We start from the raw sequence: 26,304 nt of genomic DNA, 5'->3' as shown, positions 1-26,304 counted from the left end.
CGGACATGGACACCCTTCCTCTGCCCCGGAGCCTGGACCCGCTGCCCGATGAATCGCTTCGCGGTTATCTCCTGCGGCTCTCCTACCGGCTGGAGATCGCCCCCTCCCAGCTAGCCGTCCTGACCGGCCTCGTTCCTCCCGTCAAGCGACTCGGTCTTCCGGCCCACATACCCCACCACATCCCCAGCCGCCGGCTCGCCTCCTTCGACGACGCCTCCACCCTCCGCGCCTTCGCCCACAGCACTCGCCTCACCGGGCAAGAAGCCGAGAACCTGCAGATGGCGTCCTTCACCGCCCTACAACCCCACCGGCATGCCGACCGGCGAGGCACCAGATCCCCCGATGACCGCCGCCCCGCCTTCGAGATTCCCTGGGTCTTCACCGCCGCCAGCCGCTGGTGCCCTCAATGCCTGACCGGTGACGGCAGCCCCATCCAGACCGAACTCGGCGGCCCTTGGCGCAAACACTGGCATCTGCCCACAGTTTTCATCTGCCCGGCGCACATGACACTCCTATCCGACCGCTGCGGCTCCTGCCTGCGCACCACCAACTCGCAATCCCCGCCCTGCGCGATCGACCGGGCAACCGATCCCGGCCTGCATCCTCTGCAATGCCGCGCCACCGTCGGAATCACCCTGGAGAAGATCCCCGACGCGCTCAGGCCACGCAAACAGGCCTGCGGAGCGATGCTCACCGACACCACCGCATACGCCGACACCCCGCTGGACGCTTCCGACCTGCGCCGCCTCCTCAAGCTTCAGACAGAGCTGCTTGGCTACGTCCAACCCGAAGGACCCCTGGCACCACAACCCACGGTCTTGGGCAGGGCCGTCGATCCGTTCCAGTACTTCACCGACACCGCCCTCACGGCCAGCCTGGTGTTGCTCTCCTGGCCAGCAACCCGCCGACTCTGCCCATCCTCCACGCTCGCCGCGGCGATCGACGCGAAGTCGAGCTGCGCCTGCGGCATCAAGACGCCTCCACCACCCCCATCAGGCAAGGCTTCCGCTCCCCCTGGGCCGCTTCACCGGCCAACTCTCTCGCCCGCGCCGCCCTGCTCTGCATCACGCGCAAGCTTCTCAACAAGCCTTCACCAGAAAGCGCACGCGACACGTTCCACGACCTCATCGCCCGCGCCAAGCACGACCAGCAGACGGCCGAGGCCATCCGCACCAGTTCCCGGCGATCTCCCGCCCTCGCAGAAGCCCTCAGACGCCTACCTCCGCGCAACCTCAACCCCTCGCCGCCTCCTAAATCCACCAGATCGACCACACCGGCACTGACCGGGCTGGAGTTGCTTACCGACTACTACGCTTCGGGACCCGCCGCTTTGGCATGGCGAGAACGTGGGGAACTCCTCCCGCTCGAGGACGCCTTGGCCGCAGTCCGCTCTGACCCGAATCCAACGCCGGATGCCGCGATCGCGCTCGTGACGCTGACCATCGAGCGAACCCGCCAGATCCTCCACCAACTCGACAGGGACGAATACGAAGCACTCACCGTCGCCAGAAGTCTCCCCAAGCCCGTGAGCTGGGCCGAACTCGGCGCAGCGGTCGGCCTGTCCGCCCTCCACCAGCAATACGCCCGCCAGCAACTTTTCGTCACGCGCAGCTACCGGCGGGCGCCCTAGAGCCAGCCATCTAGCAACCGATGTCTGGCGCAGCGGTACTTGATAGTGACACCCCACACTGACCTGGGCGCTATCAGATAGACGGATATCGAAGCAGCGCGGTTGACTGGAACAGGCCAGAGCAGACTCCTAGCTCCCTGCAGGAAACTCCTCGGGAAACTGATCCAGGAGATCCGATCCCGGCCGGTGGAGGTCGTGCTGCCTAAGGCTGGTGAATGACCGAAACGGGAAAGGCTGGGGCATGCAGGCGCATGAAGCATGCGCCCTGCCGATCTACTCCGACACCGGACTGGCCGGTATGACCATGCCGATGCTGGTCATCGCAGGCGACCGCGACGCGTTCATCAAAGGACCAGAGACGGCCCGGCGGATCCGTGCGAACGTGCCGAAGGACGATGTACGGCTACTTTCGGGCGTTCGGTCACCTCGTCACCGGCCAGCCGGCACCATCGGGGAGTTCATTCAGTGAAGTGCTGAGTGATCTGGTTGTGGTCGCCGATGGTAACGCCCTTGCTGCCGTACACGGTGACCGTGTATTTGCCGGCGGCGGCACCCTGCGGGTCGGCCGATTCGAGCACGGCCGAAGCGGCCCGCAGGACCTCCGGGTCATCGCCGAGGCCGCCGAGCAGTTCACGCAGGAGATCCGGGTCCTGGCCGGCGTCCTCCAGGGCGGGATCGTCGCCGAAGCGCCGGACCAGCAGGTTCTTCAGACCGGTGTAGGCGTCGGTGACACCGGCGGTGACACCGGCCGCCGCCCCCGCCGCGAGAGCCTCAAGGATCAGGGTGACCGGGTCCATGGGTGACCTCCGCCGGAGTCGGGGTGAATCGCCGTCATTGTCGCAGCACAATTCGTACCGGAGCAGTGATAATCGGGATGTGAACTGGATCACGGATTCCCGTGGCGTGGTGATCGGCGACGACAACACCATTTACCAGCATTTCCACGGCGAGGCCTACGCGCCGCTGGCCCGCAAACTGATCAGTTTCACCGACCTGATCGCCGACAAGACCACCGGGTTCGTCGGCCGACGGTTCGCGGTCGACGCCATCGACCGGTTCGTCGCGGCCCGCTCGTCGGGATACTTCATCATCGAGGGTGTGCCCGGGGTCGGCAAGACGTCCCTGCTCGCCCATGTGGTCGCCGAACGCGGCTATCCGCACCACTTCGTGGTCGCCGCGCTCGGGGTGAACCGCCCCGAGCAGTTCCTGGAGAACGTCAGCGCCCAGATCATCGCGGCGTACCAACTGGACCGGCCGCCGTTGCTGCCGGTGGAGGCGTCCAGGGACGGGGTGTTCCTCAGCGGGCTGCTGGCCGAGGCCGCGCGGTCCCGGCCGGAGCCGGTCGTGGTGGTGCTGGACGCCCTCGACGAGGTGTCACACGCCGGAGACCCACGCGAGAACCTGCTCTACCTGCCGCCAAGGCTGCCCGACGGCGTGTTCCTCGTCGTGTCGACCCGCCCGCGCGACCACGCCGACCTGCGATTACAGGTCGAGTCCCGGGAGTTCTTCCTGCTGGACGCCGGAGCGGCGGCCAACCTGGCCGACGTCACCGAGTACTTGGAGATCTTCGCGGCCCGGCCCAGGATGCGCGACCTGCTCGCCGCCCAGGGCATCGCTCCGGCCCTGTTCGTGACGACACTGCTCGGCAAGGCCGAGGGCAACTTCATGTATCTGCACCACGTGCTGCCCGCGATCGAGGAGGGCCGGCTGGGGGCCGGCGGTCTGGGCGATCTGCCGCAGGGGCTCCAGGCCTACTACGAAAGCCACTGGCGGCTGATGCGCGGTGCCGACTTCGAGACCTGGCTCACTTACCGCCAGCCGGTGATCGTCTACCTGGCCGCGGCGCGTGAACCGGTCAGCCCCGCGCAACTGGCGGCCTGGACGCGGCTGCCCCTCAGCCGGGTGGTGGAGGCGCTGCGGGTCTGGCGGGAGTTCGTCCACGTGGAGGGCGGACGGCACCGCATCTACCACGCGAGCTTCCGCGACTTCCTTCAAGCCAAGGACGAGATCGGCGACATCGACCTGGCGGGCACCAACCGGAAGATCGCCAACCATCTGGAGCAGTTGCTGTTCGGTGAGAGCCCGCCGTGACGACCCCCGACCAGGAACAGATCCGTTACGCCCTGGAGCACCTGGCCGAACACCACGCCGCCAGCGGCGAGATCGCCAAGCTCCGGGGGCTGATCACCCCGCTCTGGCTGGATCGCAAGCGCGAGCACTTCGGCCTCGACGCCTACCAGTCACTGTCCCGCGACGTCTCTCTGGCGCTGGCGCACCGCCCCGAAGGGCCCGGCGAACTGCCCGCGTTCCTCCGGCTGTGCGTCCTGGCCGCCACACTGAACGCCATCGTCACCGAGCTGCCGCCCCAGGCCCTGACCGCGCTCACGGCCGACGGCAGGGGAAGCCAGGCGCTCGCCTCCGTGGCCATGATCACCGGCCGGTACGAGCAGGCCAGAGCCTTCCAGGCGGTCGCGCGAGGCCAGGAGCCGGGACAGGCCGCCGAGTTGTGGCACCGGTCCGCGACGACGGCCGCCACGCTCGCCGACGACGCCCAGGCGGGACGACTGCTCGCGGCGGCCGCCCGGGGGCTCACCGAGCTCGGCCTCCCGGCCGGGGACCTGGCCGGGCAGGCGCACGCCCGGCTGTCGGCCACCTCGGCACAGGGCGCGTCCTCGTGGCTGCTGGTCACCGAGGCGTACACCGACCTGGCTTCGGCCGATCCCGAACCGCACCCGCGTCTGGACGCGGCCCTGACTGCGCTCTACAGCGTCGACTACGAACTCGACGACAACGACCACGCCCTGGTCGAGCCGCTGCGGGCGCTGGCGCGGGCCTTGGCCGCGAGCGGCCGAGGCGACACGCTCGACATGATGATCGGCCAGATCGCGAGCCAGGACCAGCGCCCGCCGTTCTCCCGATACGGTCGCACCCTGATCTCGCTGGCCGTGGTCGCGGTCGGCGCGGCCGAGGGGGGCGAACCGGAACGGGCCCGCACGGCGCTCGACCTGGCCGCGGGGCTGGGCAGCGGGCACCGTAACGTCGACCGGGGCTTGGACCTGCTGCTGCGCGAGCGCGACTTCGACGATCCGACCACCTGGGACTCCGACCACTTCACCCGCGTCCACCGGGCCGGCCTGCTGCCGGACATGCGGCTCCGGGCGGACGAGGCCGCCATCCTCGCCTGGGCCGACGCGCTCGTGCGGCCCGAAGCCGACGGGGTCCGGCGGCTGGCCGCCAAGGCCGACCGGGAGCTGGACCGGCTCTGCGACGAGGAGCAGCGGCAGGTCGACCACACCCGCCTGGGCGCGACCCGGCTGGACGCGCTGAACCAGCGGGAGCCGCTTGAACCCGCGATCCTCCAGGAGGAGCAGGAGCGCGGCCTGCTCACCCGCTGCTACGCCGCCGCCCGGCTCGCGACCGCGTTGCACCACACGGGCCAGGACGCGGACCGGCGCTTCGCCGAGGCCATCACCCTGACCGCCCGGCTGCGCGCGGGTCACGGCGGGGTCGTGGAGGTGCTGCTAGCCCTGGCCGCCGATCTGCGGGCAGCGCCCGGGGAGACCTCGAAGACGATCACCAGGATCGTCGACACGGCCCGGCTCGACTGGGCCCGCGCCGTGGACACCGCCCTGGACACCGCCCCGGACGGCACGCTCGACTACGCCGCCCTGGTCCGCCGGCTGGCGCCCGCCCGCGCCTCCGCCGGAGACGTGACCGGGCTGCGGCTGATCGCCGCCCGGACGCCGGCCGGCCACCGGCACGATCCGGCCAAGGCAGAGCTGGCCTACCAGCTGGCCCGCGCCGGTGACGCCGAGGCGGCCAGGAAGCTCGTCGCGGAGATCGGGCGCGGACGTCCCCGCAGGGGCGGCGTCTTCCGCGCCCTGGGCGGAGCCCTCCGCTACGGGATCGCCCTCGCCGACACCCACGGCATGCGCCGCACGTGGGGCTCCCGGAGGGACTCGCGGCGTGGGCTACGCGACGGACTGCGGTACTCGCGACGGCGCGAAGGCCACATCAACGCCGCCGACGACCTGCGGACCTGGGCCGCTCTCGCCGACACCCACCGCGTCCTGGGCTCGCCCTCGGACGGCCGGCGCGCGCTGCGCCGGGCGCTGCGGACCATCGCCGGGCTCGACTCCTACCTCAACCCGCCCAAACAGGTCATGCCGCTGCTCGCGGCGATGATCCGGCCGGCCGTGGGACTCGGGGAGACGGCGATCCTGGCCCGGGTGCTGCACACCATGTCCGGTCTCGGCCGGCCCGAGCTGATGAGGGACGCCCTCGCGGACGCGGTGCACGATCTGAACGATCTCGAAGCCGACCCGCCGCTCGGCCGCCGCCCGCTGCGGCTGCCGGACGACGCCCGCGCCCTGCTGTCCCAGGCGACGCTCGCCGCCTACGACGGCAGGGCTCATGATCCGGCCACGCTGGAAGACCTCGGGGATGTCGCGGCGGTCGTGCACGCGGGCGGGATGCTGGATCGCGAGGGCGGTCCGCAGGGCCGGTTCCGGGCGTTCACCGCGCTGATCCGCATGGGCTCCCCCGACGCCGTCGACGCCGCGCTCGCCCTCATCCGCTCGCCCGAGTTGGCGGCGGCCCCCGGGGCGCTGGCGGAACTGGTGGCCGCCTGCGTCTGGACCGCCTCCGGCCTGGACGCCGCACAGGTCCAGGCGCTGCGGGAGCTGGTCGCAGAACAGGGGGCGGCCGATCCGGACACCGTGGCCGCGTTGATCGACCTCGGGCTCGCGCTGCCCCGCGAGGCCGCCGGAGACGTCCTGGCGGACGCCGACCGGTACGCACACCGGCTGCGTGTGGATCGGCCCGAGCTGCTGGCGGGTCTGGCCAGAGCCGGGGACGACCCGGTCGGGCTAATCGCCAGGGGCGCCGTAGCCGCCGTCGGCACCGGCGCATCCTCGGTGCCGGGGCGGCTGACGTCCTACCTGATGGCCGCCGCCCCGGCGGCGCAGGCCCTCGACCCTGGCCTGCCGGGCCGGATCTGGGCGCGGATCCACGACCTGCGCACCTTCCGGACCGAGGAGCGGCCTGCCCCCGTGCGCGCCTCCCGCCGGGATGTCGCCGCGCACATCCTGGAGCGCGTGCTGATCACGGCGTTCTTCTATCCGGTGAGCCTGGCACTGACCTGGGTGGCCGTCGGCCTGGTGGCCTACCTCGGCGGCGGAGAACGCGGGCCGTTCTGGATCACCGCCGGGGTCGCCTTGATCGGGGCGGCGGCCGCGCTGCGGCCGGCCCGGAGCGTCCGGCAGTCGTCACTGAACTGGTTTCCCTTTCTCGGGACGACGCTCGGCATCGCCATCACCGCGCCCATCAAATTCGCCCAGATCGCGCTGGCCGTCCGGCTGCATCCTCAGGGCGACACCCCGCTGCCCCGCCAGGCGGTCCCGGTCCTGGGAGCGCTCCGTCTCCTGTCGCTGACACCGGGCGCCTGGTGCCTGGCCGACGGGCTGGTCCGGCACTGGATCCCGCCCCTGTCCGGGGTGAACGTGTTCGCCGTCTTCGGGATCATGACGGCGACGGCGGCGCTGAACGTCGCCTGGAGCAGCCTCCGCCTGTGGTCGGGCAGCGAACTGCCGTACTAGGTCCTGCTCGGAAGCCTTCGGGACCCACCCACGAGCAAGGGTCGGAACAGGCCGGACTCACGAGGATGTCACTGTCCAGCCCCGCAGGAGCGGGCTACGCTACCGATCTTGGTGACAGTTATCGATGGGAAGTGACAACTATCTCTGGCAGTCTCAGATCGTCAACTTGCGGTTGACGGCACGTTCTCGTCAACCTACAGTTGACGCATGGATATACCTCGGTTGGACGATCTCATCTCCGTCATCAAGGACCGTCGTCCCGATGGGGACGCCCTGGATTACCTCACGGAGGCCGTGGTCGTCGGCGAGCATCTCGGTGAGCAAGCCGATCTCCTGGTCGGTCACTTCGTGGCCTTGGCCAGGGTCTCAGGCGCCACATGGAGCGAGATCGGCCAGAGCTTGGGCGTCACCAAACAGGCCGCCCAGAAAAGGTTCGTTCGCAGAGTGCCCCCCGACAATGCCGAGGCGGACCTCCGGACCTTCGCCCGCTATACCGATGAGGCGCGCGCCGCGGTGGTGCAGGCTCAACAGGAGGCCCAGCGGGCACGGCATGATCACATCGGCCCCGAGCACATCACCCTCGCGCTCCTGCATCAGCCGGAGACATCGGCGGCCAAGGCCATCGAGGCTCTTGGAGTCCCGCTGGACGTTGTCCGAGAATCGATCACCAGCCGGCTCGAACCCCCAAGCGAGACCGCGCCCACTGGGCCCGTCCCGTTCGCGGCACAGGGCAAGCAGGCACTGGAGCTCACGCACGCTGAGGCGCTACGACTCGGCCACGACCACGTCGGCGTCGAGCACGTGCTGCTGGGTCTCCTCTCCCTCGGGGACGGCCCGGTCGTGGCGGAGTTCGCACGGCTGGGGGTGACCAAGGAACGCGTCGAGCAGGAAATGACACGATTGCTCGGCGACGCGTAACCCCGCGCTAACCAGAGATGATCGCTGACCTGGTCCGGCGTACGCACTGGAGCAGGCCGACGGCGGCCAGGCAGGCGATGGTGGCCGAGCCGCCGAAGGAGACGAAGGGCAGCGGCAGGCCGGTGATGGGCATCAGCCCGACGGTCATCCCGACGTTCACGAACGCCTGGAACGCCAGCCAGCTCACGACCGCCCCCGCCACCACCCGCCCGTACGGCGAGGCGCTGGCCGCGGCGATCCGCAGCCCGCGCCAGAGCAGCGCCGTGACCAGCAGCAGGATCACGGCGCACCCGGCGAACCCCAGCTCCTCACCGGCGACGGTGAAGATGAAGTCGGTGTGCTGCTCGGGCACGAACCCCCCGGCCGTCTGCTCGCCCTGGAACAGCCCCCGCCCGAGCAACCCGCCCGAGCCGATCGCGATCTTCGCCTGCGCCGCCGTGTACCCGCTGCCGTCCGGATCGGCCGAAGGATCGAGCAACACCGCGAGCCGCTCGAGCTGGTACGGCCGCGCCACCGTCACCAGCCAGGCCACCGCCCCGGCCGAGGCGAGCACCAGCCCCGCGATCAGGCGCTTGCTCGCCCCGGACACGAGCACCGCGCCGGCCGTGGTCGCGGTGAACACCAGCGCCGTGCCGAGGTCCGGCTGCAGCATGATCAGCCCGATCGGCAGCCCCGCCAGCCCGAGCGCCGCCAGCACGCCGCGCGCCCTCGGCCCATGTTCCCCGTGCGCCAGCGGCACCGCCACCACGAGCACCAGCGCGACCTTGGCCAGCTCCGACGGCTGGAACCGCAACCCCAGATCCAGCCAGGACCGCGCCCCGTTGACCCGATCCCCGAGCGGCAGCACCGCGGCCAGCAGCACGGCCGCGACCAGGGAGAACACCGGCGTGAACGACCGCAGCACCCGAAGGTCGAGCCGAGCCAGAACCGCCATGGCCACCAAGCCGAGCCCGACGGCCACCCCCTGCCGCCGCGCCAGCTCCGCGCCCCCCGACGACCAGACCAGCAGCAACCCGATCCCCGACAGGGTCACGGCCACCCCGGCCAGCACCCAGTCCACGCCACCCCGCTCGGGCGCCCACCCTCGCCCCGCGCTCACCCAGGAACGCCCGCCCAGGTGGGGATCTCTGACGATCGTCATAGGGAGATGCCCTCCCAGATCGCGCGGGCGGCAGGGGCCGCGGTTTCCGCGCCGGTGCCGCCCTGGGAGACGACCACGACCACCACGTGCCGCTGGTCGAACGAGGCGAACCAGGACGTGTCCGCACGGCCGGACACTTCGGCTGTTCCGGTCTTGCCGGCGATGGAATGGGCGAAGCCGGTGAAGGCGGTGGCGGCCGTGCCGGTCCGGGGGACGTCGGTCAGGGCGTCGCGGATGAACGCCAGGACGTCAGGCGGGACCGGAACACGTCCGGACGGCGGGGTGATCGTCCGGATGACTTCGCCGCCGGGGCGGACGACGGCCTTGGCCACGCGGGGGCTGAACAGCGTGCCGCCGTTGGCTATCGCGGCGTAGGCGCGGGCCAGTTGCAGCGGCGTGACCAGGACGTCTCCCTGGCCGATGGCGAAGTTGGCCGCGTGCCCCGGCAGGTCGCCGGTGCCGGGCACCGCGCCTTTGGCCTCACTAGGCAGGTCGACGCCGGTCCTGGCGCCGAACCCGAATCCCTTGGCCACCTCGCCCAGGACGCCGTCCCTGCGGTCGGCCCAGAGCTCGTCCGCGATCCGGTAGAAGATCGTGTCGCAGGACTGCACGAGGGCTTCGCGCAGGTCCATCCGGCCGAGCGCGAGGCCGCCGAAGTTGCGGAACGACCGGTCGCCCACCCGGTAGTTCCCGGGACAGTCGTAGCTCGCGGACAGGTCGTACCCGGCTTTCGCGGCGGCGGCCACCGAGGCGACCTTCCACGTCGAACCGGGCGGCCACTGCCCGAGCACGGCCCTGGACGCGAGCGGCAGCGCCTCGAATTCGCGCTGGGACACCCCGCCGGTCCACACCTCCGGGTTGTAGGAGGGGTTGGCCGCCAGCGCGGTCACCCGGCCGGTCGCCGCCTCCAGCACGACGGCGGCGCCCGAGTCCGCGGGCAGCCCCCGCCGCCGGGCCCCGGCGATGGCGTCCGCGAGCGCGCGCTCGCTGACCTGCTGGATCCGCGCGTCGAGACTGGTCACGAGATCGGCCCCCGGGACCGGTGGGATCTCGCGCAGGACGTGCGCCACCTCGCCGGTGCTGCCCACGACCACGTCCCGGCGGCCGGGGGTTCCCGCCAGCTCGCGGTCGTACCCGGCCTCCAGACCGTCCTGCCCGGTCCCGGCCTGGACGTAGCCCAGGGTGTGCACGGCGGCCGGACCCAGCGGATACGTGCGAATCGGCTGGAGTTCGGTGCTGACGCCGGGAAACTCCTCCTGCCGCTCGGTGATCTGCAGCGCCGTCGGCACGTCCACCTCGCCCGCCACCGGAATCGGCTGGTACGGCGACCCCGGCCAGCACGGCCGCCGGACCTCCCCACCGCACAACCGCACCCGCTCGGCCACCCGCTCGTACGGCTCCCGCAGCACCTCGGCCAGCCGCGCCAGCACAGCGCGCCCTCCATCGGCCTGATGGGTGAGCGCCATGTAGTCCACCGCCACGACCGGCACCGTGCGGTTGGCCACCAGCGGCAGGCCGGTCGCGTCCAGGATCCTGCCGCGCACGGGCGCGATGGCCACGGTCCGGACCCGCGTCTCCGCCGCCGCCCGCACGTAGGCCGGGCCGTCGGCCACCTGCAGGTACCAGAGCCGCCCGAGCAACGTGATCAGCATCGCCCCGATGACCACGTGCAACACGAGCAGCCGCCCCGGCCTAGGCATACCGCCTCCGCAGCACAGCCCGCCCGGCCCTCATCCGCCGCCGCGACAGTCCCACCACCGCGACGGCGCACGCGACCACCGCCCCCAGGTTCCACCCGACCTGCCAAGCGAGATCGTCTAGGTCGAGCCCGGCCAGCGCCAGGGTGGCCGCCACCGTGATCACGCCGAGCAGCCCGACCCAGGAGGCCGCCGACCTCTCTGCCGCGGACCGCTCGCCGAAGGCCGACAGGGAACGCTCCTGGAACCGGCGAGCGCCCAGCTGCCCGGCGGCGTACCCCGCGAAGGTGAGGACCAGGGCGCCGGTCCCGATCGTGTGCTCCGCCGGTGGCGCGACATCCGCCGCGATCCCCGCCACGAACCCGAGCACCGCCCCCGTTCCCGCCGCCCGCGCCAGCACCACGACGGCCACCAGCGCCAGCTCGGGACCACCCCACCGGCCGATCACCATCAACTGCGCCACCGGCGCGAGCAGCACCAGCACGACGGCCATCACGGGAGCACCACCGTGACCAGATCGACGGTGGTGAGCGCGGCGTACGGGCGGACCAGGGCGGTCTGGGTGGACGCGCCCGGGGTGGGGTCGACTCGGATGACCTCACCGATGGGCACGCCGGGGATGTAGGGCCGGTGATTGTCGGAGCCGAGCGTGGTCACCCTGTCGCCGGGCGTGAGAGCGGCCTGGGGGTTCAGCAGGCGCAACAGCAGCAGGTCGTCGTGGCCGGTGATCGTGCCCACCTCGCCGGAGGGCACCCGGGCGCCGATCGAGGAAGCGCGGTCGGTGAGCAGGGAGACGGTGGCGGTGGTCGGGCCGGCCCAGGTGACGCGGCCGATCAGGCCGTCGGCGTTCAGGACGGTGAGGTCGCGGGTGACGCCGTCGCCGGTGCCGATGTCGATGGTGATGGTCCCGGGGGCGAAGCCGACGGCGTGGGCGGGCAGGCCGCGGTAGGCGCGATCCGGCAAGGTGATCGCCGCAGGGGTCTGCCGCCGGGTGAAGTTGTCGGCGCGAAGGGCCGCGTTCTCGCGTTCCAGGGCGCGTAATCGGTCCGCGTTGTCGCCGATCCTGGTCGCGGCGGCGATGAGCGAGGCGGTCGTGCCGTACAGCAGGGAACCGGCGCGGCGGAGCGGGTCGAGCGGGGTCCAGCGGTCCAGGGCGATGAGCAGGAGGGAGACGGCGGCGAGCAGCAGCAGCACGCGGGCCGGGCGGCTTCTCATCGGCGTTTCCTAGCGGCGGGAGTCTGGCAGGAAGACCTCGCGCAGCGCGTCGAACCGCTCGACGCACTGTCCCGCGCCGAGCGCCACCGAGTAGAGCGGCCGCTCGACGAGGTGGATCGGCATGCCGGTGGCCTTGCCGAGCCGATGCGCCAGGCCGCGCAGCAGGGCGCCGCCCCCGGTGAGCACGATCCCGTTGTCCAGCAGGTCTCCGGCCAGCTCGGCGGGACACTGGTCGAGCGTGCTCTGCACCGCGTCGATGATCGTCTGGACCTGGCCCTCGATGGCCTCGCTGATCTCGGCCCGGTTGATCTCGGCGGTCTTCGGCAGCCCGGTGACGAGATCCCGCCCCCGGATCGTCATCGTCGTCACCTCGGGCTCGGCCGCCGCCTCCCCTGGCGGGGCCTGCGACGGCTGGTCGGCCCGCCGGAACGGGTTCCACCCGCGAGCCGCGGGCACGGTCCGCTCCGGCGGTTCCTCGGCTGCCTCCTCGTCGGCCACCGGTTCCACCGGCAAGCCGGTCCGATGCCGCCCCTTCGGCGCGTCGGCCGACCGCTCGTCCTGTACGGCCCCGAGCGTGATCTTGATCCGTTCCGCGGTGTGCTCCCCGAGCAGGAGGGCGTGCTCCTTCTTGACGAAGGTGATGATCGCCTCGTCCAGCTCGTCGCCGCCGACCCGGATCGACTTGGCCACCACGGTCCCGCCCAGCGACACGATCGCCACCTCGGTGGTGCCGCCGCCGATGTCCACGACCATGCTCCCGGTCGCCTCGCTGACCCGCAGCCCCGACCCGATCGCGGCGGCCATGGCCTCCTCGACGATGTGCACCCGCCGGGCCCCGGCCTCGTAGGCGGCCTCCTTGACCGCGCGCTGCTCGATCCCGGTCGTGCCGCTCGGCACGGCCACCACGATCCGGGGCCTGGACAGGAACCGGCTGCGGTGCGCCTTCCTGATGAAGTGCCGCAGCATGCGCTCGGCCGCGTCCAGGTCGGCGATGACGCCGTCCTTGAGCGGCCGGATCGTGGCGATGTGCGGTGGGGTGCGGCCGATCATCCGCTTGGCCGCCTTGCCGACGGCGACGATCCGATCGTTGTGCAGGTTGATCGCCACGACTGAGGGCTCGTTCAGGACGATCCCCTTGCGGCGGACGTAGACCAGTGTGTTGGCGGTACCCAGATCGACCGCGATGTCCCGGCCGAACAGACCCCACGCGATGCCCATCGTTACCAGCCTTAAGACGGGGGGAACTCCGTCTGCCCTGGACGCGAGGGGTTAAACCGCCGCGCGGTGGACGTGTAGGCCGTCCAGAACGAACTCGAGGTGTCGCCGCCAGGCGTCCTCCTCGACCGTCGTGGCCGCGCGCAGGATGCCGGAGTTCGCGAGGAACATGGCGGTCAGGTCGGCGATCCGGAAGTCCCCGCGCAGACTGCCGTCGGCCTGGGCCGCCTCGATGAACCGGGCCGCGTGGGCGAGGGCGTCGTCGCAGTGGTTGGTCAGCTCCTGCGAACCGGGGTAACGGCGGGCCATGATGTCGTCGACCGGGGGAGAAGCGGCCTGGAGCTCGAGCAGGCGCGTCACGTAGAACCGGAACCGCGACCACGGGTCGGGCTGCGCCTGCGCCTGCGCCGCCAGCCTGCCCGTACGGTCCGCGGCGATGACCGGAACCACGGCGTCGATGAGCGCTTCGCGGGTGCCGAACCGGTTGTAGAGCGTGCCGATGCTCACCCCCGCGGCACGGGCCACCTCCTCCAGCGGGGCGCAGAAACCCTGAGCCAGGAACACCTTGACCGCCGCCGCCGTGAGCTTTTCCAGGTTCTCCCGAGCGTCACGGCGCAACGCCCTCGTACTGTCCGCAGGCGCCATGCTGGTCTCACCCCCTAACTTGATGGCTCCCTCAAGTTGGTGTTACCGTACGGAAGGTAACTTGAGGCGAAGCTCAACTTATCACGGGAGAAACGAGGTTGGCAGCCGTGGTCAGCACCATAAAGGTCGACATCTGGTCCGACATCGCGTGCCCGTTCTGCTACATCGGGAAGCGCAAGTTCGAGGCGGGCGCCGCCGCGTCCGGCCTGCCGGTCGAGGTCGAGTTCCACTCCTTCGAGCTCGCGCCCGACACACCCGAGGACGTCGAAGAAAGCCACGTGCAGCTCATCGCGCAAAAAATGGGCGTCACTCTGGCGCAGGCGCGCGAAATGGAGCAGAACGTCTTGAAACTCGCGCACTCCGTCGGACTCGAGTTCGACTATGGCCGGCTCAAGCCGACCAAAACCCTCCGGGCACACGAGCTGCTGCACTATGCGAAGGCACGCGGACGCCAGGCGGAGATGAAAGAACGGCTGATGGCGGCCTATTTCACCGAAGGCCGGCACGTGGGCCGCGTCAGCGAACTCGCGGACCTCGCCGCGGAGATCGGTCTCGATCGCGACGACGTCGTGCGATCGCTCAACAGCGACGAACACCTCTCGGACGTGCGCGCCGACCTGCAACAGGCCGCGCGGTACGGCATCCGGGGCGTCCCGTTCTTCGTCTTCGACGGCAGGTACGCGGTCTCCGGCGCCCAGGACGCCACGACGTTCGCCGACGTACTGACCAAGGTGAAGGAGAACGCGGCATGAGCAGCCCCGCGAGAACCGATCAGACCCCCGAACCCGACGCACCGACAGGGCTGCTGACGGTCCTCGGCGACGCCGACGCGGCCCTGTGCGAAGGCGACGCCTGCCTGCTCCCGCCCCTGTCATCGACCCAACCCGGCAAGCTCGACGGCTCCAACCTTGCCCGCGTCGCCCTGCTCACCGGCCTCACCGCCGAGCAGATCAACGCCGTCGGTGGTGTCCGGGAGGACTGATCCTGCGATGCGGCGAGCCCGTCCCACTCGACGACGGGCGCCGTGCCAGGTTCATGACGCGGTCGGGTAAAGGTCCTTCACTGGCGGGCTTCGGCTGCTTTTCCTCGGGGAGAACTCGTCGCATGACCTACGATGTTCGGCCTGCCGCGGATGACCTGCTGAATCACGCCCGGCAGTACCACGAGCTAGCCATCCTGCTCAAGTATGACAAGGACTTCGAGGACAAGTTCAGCGCCGCCGTCGAAGCGGGTGACGAGGCGGGGCTCGGGAGCCTGCTCGCGCCGTTGGGGATACAGCGTGTTTCGATTGCCGCGCAGGGCGCTCGGGACCTCGCCGATCCGTGTGAGCATTGCTGGCTCTGGCACGACAAGTGGGTCTGCGTTCCCATCTGCAAGTAACGGTGTCGGCCCCGCGCGCGGTTCTGGACGTGCTCGGACGCTACTTTGGCGGGAGTTCCGTGGCGGCCATGCGGGCGAGTTCGAGGGCTCCGCGGAGGGCGCTGTCGGGGCCGAGGCGGGCGGGGAGTATCTCGGTGGGGTGGAGGGCGTCGAGGCGGGCGGCGGTGTGGAGGGGGTGCCAGAAGGCGTCGCCGGCTTGGGCCACTCCGCCGCCGATGATGATGGCGTCGGGGTCGAGGAGCAGGCCGATGAGGGCGGCGGCGCGGCCGACGAGGGTGCCGGCCTCGCCGAGGATCATGGTGGCGAAGGCGTCGCCGTGGCGGGCGGCCTGGTCGATGTCCTTGGCGGTGAGGGAGCCTCGTTCGCGGATTACGTCGTGCAGGGATGATCGTGCGTTGGTCAGCCTGGCTTCGGCCGCTTGGGCGATGGCGGGGCCGGAGGCGTACGCCTCCAGGTGGCCGGTTCCGCCGCAGGGGCAGCGGCCGCCGGGGCGGACGGGGATGTGGCCGACCTCGGCCGCGAGGCCGTGGCGGCCCCGGTGGGGGCGGCCGTTGAGCAGGAACGCGCCGCCGACGCCGGTGCTGACGGTGATGTACGCGAGGGTGTCGCGGCGCGCCCCGGCCGGCATGCTGACGTACTCGCCGTGGGCTGCCGCTTCACCGTCGTTGGCGATCAGAGTGGGGGCGCCGCCGAAGGCGCGGGCGAACTCGGCGCGCAGGTCCAGGATCTCCCAGCCGGGTACGACGAGGGATTTCAGGTGGGGCGGCCGGTCGGTTCTGACCTGGCCGCCGAAGGAGACGCCGATGCCGGCCACCGCGTGGTCCGCGGCCAGTTCGCGGGTGATGGCGAGCAGCGTGTCGAGGGTTTCCCGGCCGGTCGCGGGGGTGGGGAATCGCCGCCGCGCGAGGTAGGCGCCGTTCGCCTCCGGCGGCGGGGCCGCGATCGCGAGCGCGGTCTTCGTGCCGCCGATGTCGACGGCCACCAGGACGCCGTTCCTTGTCGCGCCCACGGTCAGGCGACCCGCTGGGCGATTCGCTCCCGCAGGACGGTGGCGAGCACGTGGTTGTAGATCACGTGCAGGTCCTCGATCTGTTCCATGACCTCCACCGGGGCCAGGAGCGCGTGATCGGCGAGGTCGAGCATCTGCCGCGCGGTGGCGCGGGTGCTCGTGAAGGCGATGGTGGTCGCGCCGAGCAGGCGGGCGTACCGCATGGCGCGCAGCACGTTCGGGCTGGCCCCGGAGCCGCTGATGGCCAGGACCGTGTCCCGGGCGGTGAGGACGATCTTGAGCTGTTCCATGTAGATGTCGGCGAAGTCGATGTCGTTGCCGAGCGCGGTGAGCAGCGCGGAGTTGTCGGCCAGGGCGACGACGCGCAGCCGGCGGGCGCCCGGCACCGAGGGGCCGGTGCCGAGGTCGGGGGAGGTGTTCTTGGCCAGGTCGCAGGCGAGGTGGGAGGCGAGCGACGCGGAGCCGCCGTTGCCGAGGGTGTAGATCGTCGCGCCGGTCTCCCAGGCCCGCATCAGGACGTCGGCGATCCCGTTGAGCTGCGCGTGGTCCACGGCGGCGGTCGCCGCGTACAACTCGGCGAGGTACTGCTCGACTATGTCTTTCGGCACGAAAGGGACCTCTCGATCTCCGGCCGGCGGGGTTGCCCGATCGGCCCTCAGCGTTTATGTTCCTGACTAGAACTTAAAAGGACGCTAGAGCGTCGGTACGCGAGGCGTCAAGCCGTACCCTCTGGAACGGACAGCGATGAGACCCCATGCCCTGGCGACCGCCCCCACGACGTTGTGGTGGGAGGACGCGGTGATCTATCACATCTACCCCCGCAGCTTTCAGGACTTCGACGGCGACGGGATCGGTGACCTGGGCGGTCTCCGTCAGCGCCTGGACTACCTGTCCTGGCTGGGCGTCGACGCGATCTGGCTGTCGCCGTTCTACGCCTCGCCCGCCGTCGACTTCGGGTACGACGTGGCCGACCACTGCTCGGTGGACCTGATCATGGGCACGCTGGACGACTTCGACGCCCTCGTCGAGGAGGCGCATCGGCGGGGCATCCGGGTGCTGGTCGACTTCGTCGCAAGCAACACCTCGATCCGGCATCCCTGGTTCGCGGAGTCGCGCGGCTCCCGGGAGTCCGGCAAGCGTGACTGGTACATCTGGGCTGATCCCGGGCCGGGCGGCGGCCCGCCGAACAACTGGATCGCCGTCTTCGGCGGCTCGGCGTGGACGTGGGACGAGACGAGCGGGCAGTACTACCTGCACTCGTTCCTGCCGGAGATCCCCGACCTCAACTGGCGCAACCCGCAGGTCGAGGAGGCGATGCTGAACGTGCTGCGGTTCTGGATGGACCGCGGCGTGGACGGCTTCCGCATCGACGCCGCCGAGCACGTGCTCAAGGACGCGCGGTTGCGCGACAACCCGGCCGCGGCACCCGTGACAGGGGGGCATCCGAAGAACCTCGGCGAGTACGACCGGTTGCGGCACCTGCACGACCGGGGCCATCCGGACATCCACCCGCTGTACCGGCGGATCCGCCGACTGCTCGACGAGCACAGGCCCGCGGGGCCGCGGCTGTCGATCGCCGAGATCGTGCCCGAGCCCGGGGCCGGCCTCGGCCACTGGGCCGGCTTCTACGGGCAGGCCCTGGACGAGATCCACATGCCGATGAACCTGACCCTGCCGGCGCTCCCGTGGGACGCCACCGCCTTCCGGGACGCCATCGCCGCGGTCGAGGCGGCCATCCCGGCGGGCGGGCGTACGACCGTCGTGCTCGGCAGCCACGACGAGCCGCGGGTCGCCGGCCGGTACGGGCAGGACCAGGCGCGCTGCCTGCTCGTGCTGCTGCTGACCCTGGCCGGCACACCGGTCCTGTACTACGGCGACGAGCTGGGACTGCCGGACTCCCCGGTCCCCCTGGCCAGGAACGCGACCCGTGGGGGCGGCGCGATCCGGCGTTCAACCGCGACCTCGGCCGCGCGCCCATGCCCTGGACCACCGGCCACGCGGCCGGATTCACCACGGCCGCCCAGCCCTGGCTGCCGCTGCCCCCGGACGCCAAGGCCCTCAGCGTGGCCGCCCAGCGGGCCGATCCGGAGAGCACCCTGCGGCTGACGCGCAGGTTGCTCGCGCTGCGCCGGCGCTCGGCGGCGTTGCGCGCGGGCGCCTACCGCGAGCTCCGCCTCGGCGACGGTCTGCTGGCCTATGAACGCCGGAGCGGCGAGGAGCGGGTCGTCGTTGTGATCAACTTCGACTCGCGGGAGCGGCGGATCTCCGGCCTGCCGCCTGAGCTGCGTCTCACGCTCGCGACCGGACCGGCGTCAGGCGGGCTCACCTTGGCCGGCGTGAGCGCCGCCGTCCTGAGCGATCGATCCTTCTGATCAGGCCACGACGGCGAGCGGGTCCGCGAACAGCGTCTCGAAGGCGTGCTCGGCCGCGCCCAGGATCGCGGCGTCCTCGCCGCAGGCCGCGGGCCGGATCACGATGTCCCTGGCCTCAGGGGAGAAGCCGCGCTCGCGCAGGGGTCCCCTGATCGTGCTGGGCGCGAGTGCCAGCAGGTCGGCCAGGTAGCCGCCGAGCACGATCCGGTCCGGGCCCAGGATGTGGACCAGGCTGGCCAGTCCCGCCCCCAGCGAGGCCGCGATCCGCCGTACCGCCGCCGACGCCGTACGCTCGCGCGCGGCGGCGTCGGCGAGGACCCGGGCGACCGCGTCCTTGGCCGCCTTTCCTTCCAGCTCGGCGCCGACGCCCGCGGCGCGCAGCAGGGCGCGCTCGTCGACCTCCGTCTCCCAGCAGCCGGTCGCGCCGCAGTGGCACCGGATGCCCTGCGGGTTGACGGTCATGTGGCCGATCTCGCCGACGTACCCGCCGGCTGCGGCGAGCAGGTGCCCCTGGTCGATGATGCCGCCGCCGACGCCGACGTTGCTGTGCACGTACAGCAGCCGACGGGCGCCGGCGCCGGCGCCGCGGCGGAACTCGGCGATCGCGCCGAGATCGGCGTCGTTGGCCACCGAGATCGCCTGGACCAGCGGACGTCCTCCGGCGCGAGCGGACAGGCCGTCGGCGAGCGCCGCGCCCAGGGCGACGTCCCGCCAGCCGATGTTGGGCGCGTTGTAGACGAAACCGTCATAGCCTCGGACGATCCCCCAGCACGCCACGCCGACCGCCTGAAAGGCGGCTCCTGCCCGGCGCCGGCGCCTGGCCAGGTCCCGCAGCACCTCGACCAGCGTGGCGACGCCGGCCTCGGCGGAGCCCTCGGGGTCGTGCGCCCACTCCTTGCGGCTGAGCACCCGGCCCCCGAGCCCGACCACGGCGAGGCGCACCGCGTCCACGGCCAGATCCACGGCGAGCACGCCCGCCCTGGCCGGCACGGTGTCGATGATGGGCGACGGGCGGCCCCGGGTGCCGGCCAGCGCGGGGGAGCGTTCCGCCAGCAGGCCGGCTGTCACCAGGGCGTCCAGCAGGACGCCCACGGTGTTGCGGGCGAGTCCCAGCCGCTCGGTGATCGACGCTCGCGTGGTCGGCCCTTCCTGGTGCACCAGGCGCAGCACGCGCCCGAGGTTCTCCCTGCGCAGGTCGGCGGTCGTCGGCGGCCCCGAACTTTGTGCGAGACGCGAACCTTCAATGGTCACCGTCTCAGCATACCCACGTGGGAACTCCTGTTAATTCTTGACGTCGTCTGGATTAAAAAGTTAGAGTCCAGGACATTATCTGCGGCCCCTGGCCGCGTCCGCGCAAGGAGGAAACACATGCGCACCCCCCGATCCCCGTGGCACACCCGCGCGGCCCTCGCCGCCGCGGCGAGTCTGATAGCGATCACCGGCTGCTCGGCCGGCGAACCGGGCGCCGGCCCATCCCCGTCGCGCGGCGGGACCCTCACGGTCGCCGCCGTCTGGACCGGCAAGGAGCAGCAGACCTTCCAGACGCTGCTCGACGACTTCAAGGCCAGGACGGGCGTGACCGCCGAGTACGTCGCCACGGGCGACGACATCGCCGCCGTGCTCGGCACCAAGATCCAGGGCGGTTCGCCGCCGGACATCGGGGTCCTCCCGCAACCCGGCCTGATGGGCCAGTTCGCCAAGGCGGGGAACCTGAAATCCGCGAGCGCCGACGTCGCCGCCGCCGTCAAGGCCGGCTACGGCTCCATCTGGACCGAGCTCGGCAGCGTCGACGGCACCCTGTACGGCGTCTGGGTCGACGCCTCCAACAAGTCGACCGTCTGGTACCGCACCGGCGCCTTCGCCGAGGCGGGCATCACGCGGGCCCCCGCCACCTGGCCCGAATTCCTCCAGGCCGCGCAGACCCTGTCCGATTCGGGGGTGACCACCCCGGTCTCCATCGGCGGCGCCGACGGCTGGACGCTGACCGACTGGTTCGAGAACGTCTACATCCGCACCGCGGGGCTGGAGAACTACGACAAGCTGGCCAAACACCAGATCCCGTGGACCGACCCGACCGTTACCGCCGCGCTCGACACGCTCAAGGGACTGTGGTCGAACCGCGCCCTGGTCGGCGACCCCGCCAAGGCGCTCCAGGCCGACTTCCCGACCTCGGTCGCGAACGCGTTCAGCGACCGGCCCACGTCCGCGATCGTGTACGAGGGCAGCTTCGTGGCCGGCGCCATCGCCTCCAGCACCGGCAGCAAGGTCGGGGAGGACGCCAAGTTCTTCCCCTTCCCCTCGATCAACGATTCGCCGCCCGTCGTGGTCGGCGGCGGCAACGTGGCCGTCGCGTTCACCGACAATCCGGCGTCCCAGCGGTTCCTGGCGTACCTCGCCACCCCGGAGGCCGCGAAGCTGATGGTCGCGGGCGGCGGTTTCACCTCCGCGAACAAGGCCCTGGACGCCGCCGCGTACCCCGACGAGACCTCCCGCCAGATCGGGCAGCAGATCGTGGCCGCCGGGGACAACTTCCGCTTCGACATGTCGGACCTGGCCCCGTCGGCGTTCGGCGGCACCAAGGGGTCCGGCGAGTTCAAGGACCTGCAGGACTTCCTCGCCGGCCAGGACGTCCAGGCCGCGCAACGCCAGCTGGAAGCCGACGCCAAGGCCGCGTACTCCGGCCAATGAACCCGACCAAGGCAGGCACATCGGCACGGCGTGGCCGGTTCGCGGTGGTCCTGCTGTTCCCGGCCTTGGGGCTGCTCGCGGCGCTCGTGCTGTACCCGGTTGGCTACTCGCTCGTACGCAGCCTGCTCGACGCCGGCGGACAGTGGACCGGCTTGGGTAACTACCTGCGTCTTTTCACCGACTCCGGGACGTTCACGGCGCTGCGGAACAACCTGGTCTGGGTGATCGTCGCCCCGACGCTGGTCACCGTCGTCGGGCTGATGTTCGCCGTACTGACCGAGCGGGTCCGATTCGCCACCGCGTTCAAAACGGTCGTCTTCATGCCCATCGCCATCTCCTTCCTGGCCTCCGGCGTGATCTTCCGGATGGTGTACGACCAGGATCCGGAGAAGGGCATCGTCAACGCGGTGCTCGTCGGCCTGCACGACACCTTCGCGCCGCCGTCCGGCTATCCCGACGCCCGCCCCAGGCCGGGCGAGGAGCTCAGCGTGATCGCCGGCGCTTTGACGACGACCGGCACTCACGCACCGGGCGCTCCGGCCGCGCTGCCCCTCGTCGGGGTGAAGGCCGGAGACGTCCCGGCCTCGGCGTCCCAAGCCGCGGCACCGCCGCCCGGCAGCGGGCTCGCCGGAACGGTGTGGCTCGACTTCGCCTCCGGTGGCGGCGGACGCGAAGGCGTCATCGACCCGGGTGAGAAGGGGCTGCCCGGCATCAGCGTCGAGGCCGTGATCGGCGATCGGGTCGCCGCCACGGCGATGACCCGTTCCGACGGCACGTTCCGCTTCGCCGGCCTCACCTCAGGCGGCTTCCGGCTGCGCTTGCCGGAAGCCAATTTCGCTCAGCCGTACGCCGGAGTGACCTGGCTCGGCCCCGGCCTGGTCACGCCGTCCATCATCGCGGCGTACCTGTGGATCTACGCCGGTTTCGCGATGGTCCTCATCGCCGCGGGACTCGCCGCCATCCCGCGGGACTCGCTGGAGGCCGCCCGCATCGACGGCGCGAGCGAATGGCAGGTGTTCCGGCGAATCACCGTCCCGCTGCTCGCGCCGGTGCTTGGAGTCGTGTTCGTCACGCTCGTCATCAACGTCCTGAAGATCTTCGACCTCGTGTACATTCTCGCGCCCGGTTCCGTGCAGTCCAATGCGACCGTGCTGGCGCTTCAACTCTGGAACGTGTCCTTCGGCGGAGGAAACGATCAAGGCATGGGCAGCGCGATAGGCATCGTCCTGTTCGTCCTCGTCCTCCCCGCCATGCTGTTCAACCTGCGACGATTCCGCCGGGAGCAACGGTGACTCTGACGTCACGTCACGCACGCGGCGACGGTGGACGGCTGCGCGGGACCGTGCTCCAGGGCGTGCTCGCACTGATCGCGCTGTTCTGGCTCGTCCCCACCTTCGGACTGCTCATCGCCTCCCTGCGCGAGGAAGGCGACAACTCCACCAACGGCTGGTGGAACGCGCTGAGATATCCCGCTCAGCTGACCTTCGCGAACTACGCGACCCTGCTGGACAACCCGGCCATCACCGGCTCCTTGACCAACACCCTCATCATCACCCTGTCCGCCACGCTGCTCGTCGTCGGCATCGCCGCACTGGCCGCGTACGCCTTCGCGTTCCTGAAGTTTCCCGGCCACGACTGGATCTTCCTTGCCGTGGTCTGCCTGCTCGTGGTGCCCGTACAGGTCGCTCTCATCCCCGTCGCCAAGCTGTACGGCGCACTCGGCGTGTTCGGCTCCCTCGCCGGCGTCGTCCTCTTCCACGTCGCCTTCGGCCTCCCCTTCGCGATCTTCCTCCTCCGCGACTGCTTCCTGGAAATCCCGCGCCAGCTGATCGACGCCGCCCGCCTCGACGGCGCCGGCGAATGGCGCATCATCGCCCGCGTGGTCCTCCCGCTCGGCCTGCCCGCGATAGCCTCCCTGGGCATCTTCCAGTTCCTCTGGGTCTGGAACGACCTCCTGGTAGCCCTGGTCTTCGCAGACCAGTCCAACCAGCCCATCACGGTGGCCCTGCAATCCCAGGTACGCCAGTTCGGCGCCAACATCGACGTCCTGGCCCCAGGCGCCTTCCTGTCCCTACTCGTCCCGCTGGCCGTCTTCCTCTTGTTCCAGCGTTTCTTCGTCCAGGGCCTCATGGCCGGCTCAGTCAAATAGTCGAGAAGCTCTCTGCCAGGTCGGTCCAGCGTTCGGCGCGGCAGAGCACCGGGGGGCGTTCGATCGGTGCGGGTAGCGTGACCTCTCGGGCTCCCTGGTGTTCCGTGCCGGTCCACACGTCTACCCAGGCGCCTGCGGGCAGGTAGCCGGTGACCTGGTCGACGCCGGGTTCGGTGACCGGGATCACCAGGAGTGCGTCGCCCAGCTGGTACTGGAGTGGGAAGCGCCAGATCTCCGGGTCGGTGGGGTGGTCGAAGAACAGGCCGCGCATCAGGGGGGCGCCGCCGTGCACTGCGGCTCTCGCCTGTTCGGTGAGGTACGGCACGAGTCGCTCGCGTAGGTGTGCGAATTTGCGGAAGACGGGGATCACCCGGGGGTCGCCGGTGCGTTCGGCGATGTTCCACGGGGTGCGGTCGCCTTTGGGCTGGCGGTGGTGGTTGTACTCGGAGTGGTACTGCATGATCGGCATGAAGCAGGAGGTTCCGGCGGCGCGGAGGTAGAGCTCCCCGTCCGGGATCGGGCCGGAGAAACCCGCGATGTCCCAGCCCCAGTAGACGATGCCGCAGGCTGAGGCGGTGATTCCGGCGGTGATCGAGGAGCGGAAGGCGGTCCAGGTGGAGGCCTCGTCGCCGGCCCAGAAGGCGCCGTGTGCCTGGGAGCCGGTGAAGCCGGCGCGGCTGAACGTCACGGGGGGTTTGCCGCAGGAGCGGAGGAGGTCGCCGAAGGCGCGGGCGTAGTTGACGGGGACGAGGTTGTTGCCGTCTGAGCCGCGGCGGCCGTCGGTGTAGCGGAGGTCGTGGCCCCAGGCGTGTTCGCCGCCGTCGGTTTTGAAGCCGTCGATGTCCAGTTCGTCGACGAGGTAGCGGCGTTTGGCCGTCCACCAGTCGCGGATTTCCTGGGAGCTCAGGTCGGGCATCAGGGCGAGGGGGAACCACCAGCCTCTGTTGCGGTACGGGCGGCCGTCTGCTTCGCGGACGCCGTAGCCCTTCTCGACGAGTTGGCGGGCGTCGATGGCGGCCTGGCCGGTGGGGTGGGGGCGCATCTTCTGCAGGGGGATCTGCCAGAGGATGACCTTGATGTCCCTGGCGTGGAGTTCGTCGATCATGGCTTTGGGGTCGGGCCAGGGGGAGTCGTGTGTGAAGCTGTAGTCCGCCCAGGTGTGAGGGTGTTCCGTGGGGTCGTATTGTGCGCCGCGGAATGCGGTGAAGGTGGATTCGTCGCTCCATGCCTCGATCACGAGGGCGCCGACGGGGATGTCCAGGTCGCGGTGCTGGTTCATTTCGGTGAGTACGCGGGCCTGGGTGTTCCACTCGTTGGCGCTGGCCCAGAGGCGGAACACCCACGAGGGGAGTTCTTCGGGCGCGCCGACGTCTTTGACGAACTGGGCGAGGATTTCGGTGGGGGAACCTTCGTAGGCGTGCAGCGTGAGGTCGCCGCTTGTTTCCGCCTCGACGCGGAGGAGTCCTGGGTCGGAGGCGCCGACGTCGAACCAGACTCGTGCGGAGGTTTGCACGTGCCAGCCGTGGCTGCCGTTTGGGCCGATCACGAAAAAGAAGGGCATGGGCAGATATGTGCGGCCTAGTGTTCCTTGGTTCTTGTACTGCTCGAACACCACCGCGTCGAGGGTCCGGCCCCGCTGGTCGACGGCGTCGAAACGTTCTCCGAAGCCGACCACGTGCTCGTCCGGATTTATCGTGATATCGAATCGCACCCGTAGGAGCCCGTCGCCGTCGTGCAGCCACCGGACGCTTCCCGGAACGACCCGATCGGCCCCTTCCAGGTTCCCGCCGCTCTCCCGCCAACTCGCCGCCGTCACCTCAAACCATCGGGAGGTACGGCTTGCGCCGTCGGCTGTGGCCGCCCGGAACCGGTAGGCGTACCGCGATCCGGCCCGCAGCACCGGTGACCGAACCGACCAGCTGCCCGCAGCCGCCGCCCTCGTGGCCTTGGCCTGAGCCGACGCGAGATGTCCGCCATCCCCGGCGCTCGTTCCTTCCGCAGCGGCGCTCGCCTTCTCCATGGGCAACTCGATCGGCGTCCCGTCGGCCACCCACTCGCACACCACGGCATCGACGTTCGCCGCCGCCCGCACCCGCAACTCCACGCTCTCCCCCTCAAGCGGCCGGGCGGGCACCCGCTGATCCTCGGTCTCGGCGTACGGATGCCCCGACCCCATCGGACGATGCCGGATCATGCGACCACTCCCAATTCATCCGCGAGCATCAAATACATCCCATGCGACCACAACAACGGACTGGCCACCGGCCCCCACCGCTCGACCCACTCCTGCCGACGCCCAGGCGCCAACAACCGATCAGAAACCTGCTCCGGCAACTCCCCGTCAGCGTCGCCCTGCGCCGCCATCCACCGCAGACACGCCATAGCCGCCCCAGTCCTCCCAGCGGCAACATGGTTCAACCCCAGGAACCCGGCAAGCAACACCCACCTTCCACCCCCGTAGAAGGTGTCCTCCAAATACCGATAGACCCCATAACCATCGACCAGAGACTCCTCAACCGCAGCGACCGTCCCCACGGCGACCGGATGGTCCGGCGGATAGAGCCCGAACGGCTGAACACAGGCCAGCAAACTCCCATCAACTGCCTCCGTTCCAAGCCACTTGGTGAGGTGGGTTCTCCCACCCACCC

General features: G+C 70.6%; 25 protein-coding genes and 1 pseudogene. 14 read left to right on the top strand and 12 right to left on the bottom strand.

Annotation, left to right across the window (positions count from 1 at the left end; translation table 11 throughout):
* Window positions 1–5: 5 nt before the first annotated feature.
* The 3 genes from Amac_RS40110 to Amac_RS40100 all read left to right on the top strand — a co-directional run bounded on the left by Amac_RS40110 (window position 6) and on the right by Amac_RS40100 (window position 2,099).
* Entirely contained in the window at window positions 6–1,283 is a 1,278-nt protein-coding gene (locus Amac_RS40110) for a TniQ family protein (protein ID WP_155359660.1), read from the top strand.
* A gap of 146 nt (window positions 1,284–1,429) precedes the next feature.
* A complete protein-coding gene (locus Amac_RS40105) occupies window positions 1,430–1,630 on the top strand; it encodes a hypothetical protein (protein ID WP_155359659.1) in 201 nt (66 codons plus the stop codon).
* A gap of 241 nt (window positions 1,631–1,871) precedes the next feature.
* Entirely contained in the window at window positions 1,872–2,099 is a 228-nt protein-coding gene (locus Amac_RS40100; protein WP_155359658.1) for a hypothetical protein, read from the top strand.
* Here the strand turns inward: Amac_RS40100 and Amac_RS40095 are convergent.
* Window positions 2,089–2,427: a Het-E N-terminal domain-containing protein gene (locus Amac_RS40095; protein ID WP_155359657.1), complete on the bottom strand. Its 339-nt coding sequence runs from the start codon at window positions 2,425–2,427 to the stop codon at window positions 2,089–2,091. The genes Amac_RS40100 and Amac_RS40095 overlap by 11 nt on opposite strands.
* 79 nt (window positions 2,428–2,506) lie before the next feature.
* Between Amac_RS40095 and Amac_RS40090 the strand changes: the two genes are divergently transcribed.
* From Amac_RS40090 to Amac_RS40080, 3 genes are all read left to right on the top strand, one after another.
* Window positions 2,507–3,721: an NACHT domain-containing protein gene (locus Amac_RS40090; RefSeq protein WP_170322906.1), complete on the top strand. Its 1,215-nt coding sequence runs from the start codon at window positions 2,507–2,509 to the stop codon at window positions 3,719–3,721.
* Window positions 3,718–7,227, top strand: a complete 3,510-nt coding sequence (locus Amac_RS40085; RefSeq protein ID WP_155359655.1) for a hypothetical protein — start codon at window positions 3,718–3,720, stop codon at window positions 7,225–7,227. Before Amac_RS40090 ends, Amac_RS40085 begins: the two co-directional genes overlap by 4 nt.
* 207 nt (window positions 7,228–7,434) lie before the next feature.
* Window positions 7,435–8,145, top strand: coding sequence for a Clp protease N-terminal domain-containing protein (locus Amac_RS40080; RefSeq protein ID WP_155359654.1), 711 nt, complete (start codon window positions 7,435–7,437; stop codon window positions 8,143–8,145).
* Between the two features lie 7 nt (window positions 8,146–8,152).
* Here the strand turns inward: Amac_RS40080 and rodA are convergent, their stop codons facing one another.
* From rodA to Amac_RS40050, 6 genes are read right to left on the bottom strand one after another with little or no spacing between them, the layout of a single operon-like run.
* Window positions 8,153–9,286 carry a rod shape-determining protein RodA gene (rodA, locus tag Amac_RS40075; protein WP_155359653.1) on the bottom strand — a complete coding sequence of 378 codons (1,134 nt, stop codon included), beginning with the start codon at window positions 9,284–9,286 and terminating at the stop codon, window positions 8,153–8,155.
* A complete protein-coding gene (locus Amac_RS40070) occupies window positions 9,283–10,986 on the bottom strand; it encodes a penicillin-binding transpeptidase domain-containing protein (RefSeq protein ID WP_155359652.1) in 1,704 nt (567 codons plus the stop codon). Before Amac_RS40070 ends, rodA begins: the two co-directional genes overlap by 4 nt.
* Window positions 10,979–11,476 (bottom strand): hypothetical protein, encoded by a 498-nt coding sequence (locus Amac_RS40065; RefSeq protein WP_155359651.1) that lies wholly within the window; start codon window positions 11,474–11,476, stop codon window positions 10,979–10,981. Before Amac_RS40065 ends, Amac_RS40070 begins: the two co-directional genes overlap by 8 nt.
* Window positions 11,476–12,198, bottom strand: coding sequence for a rod shape-determining protein MreC (gene mreC, locus Amac_RS40060; protein ID WP_155359650.1), 723 nt, complete (start codon window positions 12,196–12,198; stop codon window positions 11,476–11,478). The genes Amac_RS40065 and mreC overlap by 1 nt, the downstream gene beginning before the upstream one ends.
* 9 nt (window positions 12,199–12,207) lie before the next feature.
* On the bottom strand, window positions 12,208–13,416 hold the full coding sequence (locus tag Amac_RS40055; protein WP_155359649.1) for a rod shape-determining protein: 1,209 nt from the start codon (window positions 13,414–13,416) through the stop codon (window positions 12,208–12,210).
* A 51-nt stretch (window positions 13,417–13,467) separates the two neighbouring features.
* Window positions 13,468–14,031 carry a TetR/AcrR family transcriptional regulator gene (locus tag Amac_RS40050; protein WP_170322905.1) on the bottom strand — a complete coding sequence of 188 codons (564 nt, stop codon included), beginning with the start codon at window positions 14,029–14,031 and terminating at the stop codon, window positions 13,468–13,470.
* Between the two features lie 134 nt (window positions 14,032–14,165).
* Between Amac_RS40050 and Amac_RS40045 the strand changes: the two genes are divergently transcribed.
* From Amac_RS40045 to Amac_RS40035, 3 genes are all read left to right on the top strand, one after another.
* Entirely contained in the window at window positions 14,166–14,810 is a 645-nt protein-coding gene (locus Amac_RS40045; RefSeq protein WP_155359694.1) for a DsbA family oxidoreductase, read from the top strand.
* Window positions 14,807–15,040 carry a hypothetical protein gene (locus Amac_RS40040; RefSeq protein WP_155359647.1) on the top strand — a complete coding sequence of 78 codons (234 nt, stop codon included), beginning with the start codon at window positions 14,807–14,809 and terminating at the stop codon, window positions 15,038–15,040. Before Amac_RS40045 ends, Amac_RS40040 begins: the two co-directional genes overlap by 4 nt.
* Before the next feature lie 122 nt (window positions 15,041–15,162).
* A complete protein-coding gene (locus Amac_RS40035) occupies window positions 15,163–15,438 on the top strand; it encodes a hypothetical protein (protein ID WP_155359646.1) in 276 nt (91 codons plus the stop codon).
* Window positions 15,439–15,478: 40 nt separating this feature from the next.
* On the opposite strand, the gene Amac_RS40030 is transcribed toward Amac_RS40035, so the two are convergent.
* Complete coding sequence (locus Amac_RS40030) at window positions 15,479–16,447, bottom strand: ROK family protein (RefSeq protein WP_170322904.1); 969 nt, start codon at window positions 16,445–16,447, stop codon at window positions 15,479–15,481.
* A 2-nt stretch (window positions 16,448–16,449) separates the two neighbouring features.
* Window positions 16,450–17,055 (bottom strand): SIS domain-containing protein, encoded by a 606-nt coding sequence (locus Amac_RS40025; RefSeq protein ID WP_218041581.1) that lies wholly within the window; start codon window positions 17,053–17,055, stop codon window positions 16,450–16,452.
* A gap of 136 nt (window positions 17,056–17,191) precedes the next feature.
* On the opposite strand from Amac_RS40025, the pseudogene Amac_RS40020 reads away from it, so the two are divergent.
* Window positions 17,192–18,379, top strand: a pseudogene (locus Amac_RS40020) (alpha-amylase family glycosyl hydrolase); the annotation flags it as partial.
* A gap of 44 nt (window positions 18,380–18,423) precedes the next feature.
* Window positions 18,424–18,819: an alpha-amylase family glycosyl hydrolase gene (locus Amac_RS55575; RefSeq protein WP_444978811.1), complete on the top strand. Its 396-nt coding sequence runs from the start codon at window positions 18,424–18,426 to the stop codon at window positions 18,817–18,819.
* On the opposite strand, the gene Amac_RS40015 is transcribed toward Amac_RS55575, so the two are convergent.
* A complete protein-coding gene (locus Amac_RS40015; RefSeq protein ID WP_155359644.1) occupies window positions 18,820–20,070 on the bottom strand; it encodes an ROK family transcriptional regulator in 1,251 nt (416 codons plus the stop codon).
* A gap of 117 nt (window positions 20,071–20,187) precedes the next feature.
* Here Amac_RS40015 and Amac_RS40010 point away from each other — a divergent pair, with 117 nt between their 5' ends.
* From Amac_RS40010 to Amac_RS40000, 3 genes are read left to right on the top strand one after another with little or no spacing between them, the layout of a single operon-like run.
* Entirely contained in the window at window positions 20,188–21,507 is a 1,320-nt protein-coding gene (locus tag Amac_RS40010) for an ABC transporter substrate-binding protein (protein ID WP_155359643.1), read from the top strand.
* The gene (locus Amac_RS40005; RefSeq protein WP_155359642.1) at window positions 21,504–22,799 is read left to right on the top strand and encodes an ABC transporter permease; all 1,296 of its coding nucleotides are present in this window, start codon (window positions 21,504–21,506) and stop codon (window positions 22,797–22,799) included. Before Amac_RS40010 ends, Amac_RS40005 begins: the two co-directional genes overlap by 4 nt.
* A 2-nt stretch (window positions 22,800–22,801) precedes the next feature.
* Window positions 22,802–23,656 carry a carbohydrate ABC transporter permease gene (locus Amac_RS40000; protein WP_373869927.1) on the top strand — a complete coding sequence of 285 codons (855 nt, stop codon included), beginning with the start codon at window positions 22,802–22,804 and terminating at the stop codon, window positions 23,654–23,656.
* Here the strand turns inward: Amac_RS40000 and Amac_RS39995 are convergent.
* Together Amac_RS39995 and Amac_RS55570 are read right to left on the bottom strand one after the other, a co-directional pair.
* Window positions 23,649–25,850: a glycoside hydrolase family 31 protein gene (locus Amac_RS39995; protein WP_155359641.1), complete on the bottom strand. Its 2,202-nt coding sequence runs from the start codon at window positions 25,848–25,850 to the stop codon at window positions 23,649–23,651. The genes Amac_RS40000 and Amac_RS39995 overlap by 8 nt on opposite strands.
* A partial coding sequence (locus tag Amac_RS55570; protein ID WP_218041578.1) for a glycoside hydrolase family 15 protein occupies window positions 25,847–26,304 on the bottom strand: 458 nt, incomplete at its 5' end. The genes Amac_RS39995 and Amac_RS55570, both read right to left, overlap by 4 nt.

Origin of the sequence: Acrocarpospora macrocephala, assembly GCF_009687865.1 — a bacterium.
GTDB lineage: Bacteria > Actinomycetota > Actinomycetes > Streptosporangiales > Streptosporangiaceae > Acrocarpospora > Acrocarpospora macrocephala.
The sequence above is the reverse complement of the archived record's forward strand: the minus strand, read 5'-3'. Positions and strand labels throughout refer to the sequence as shown.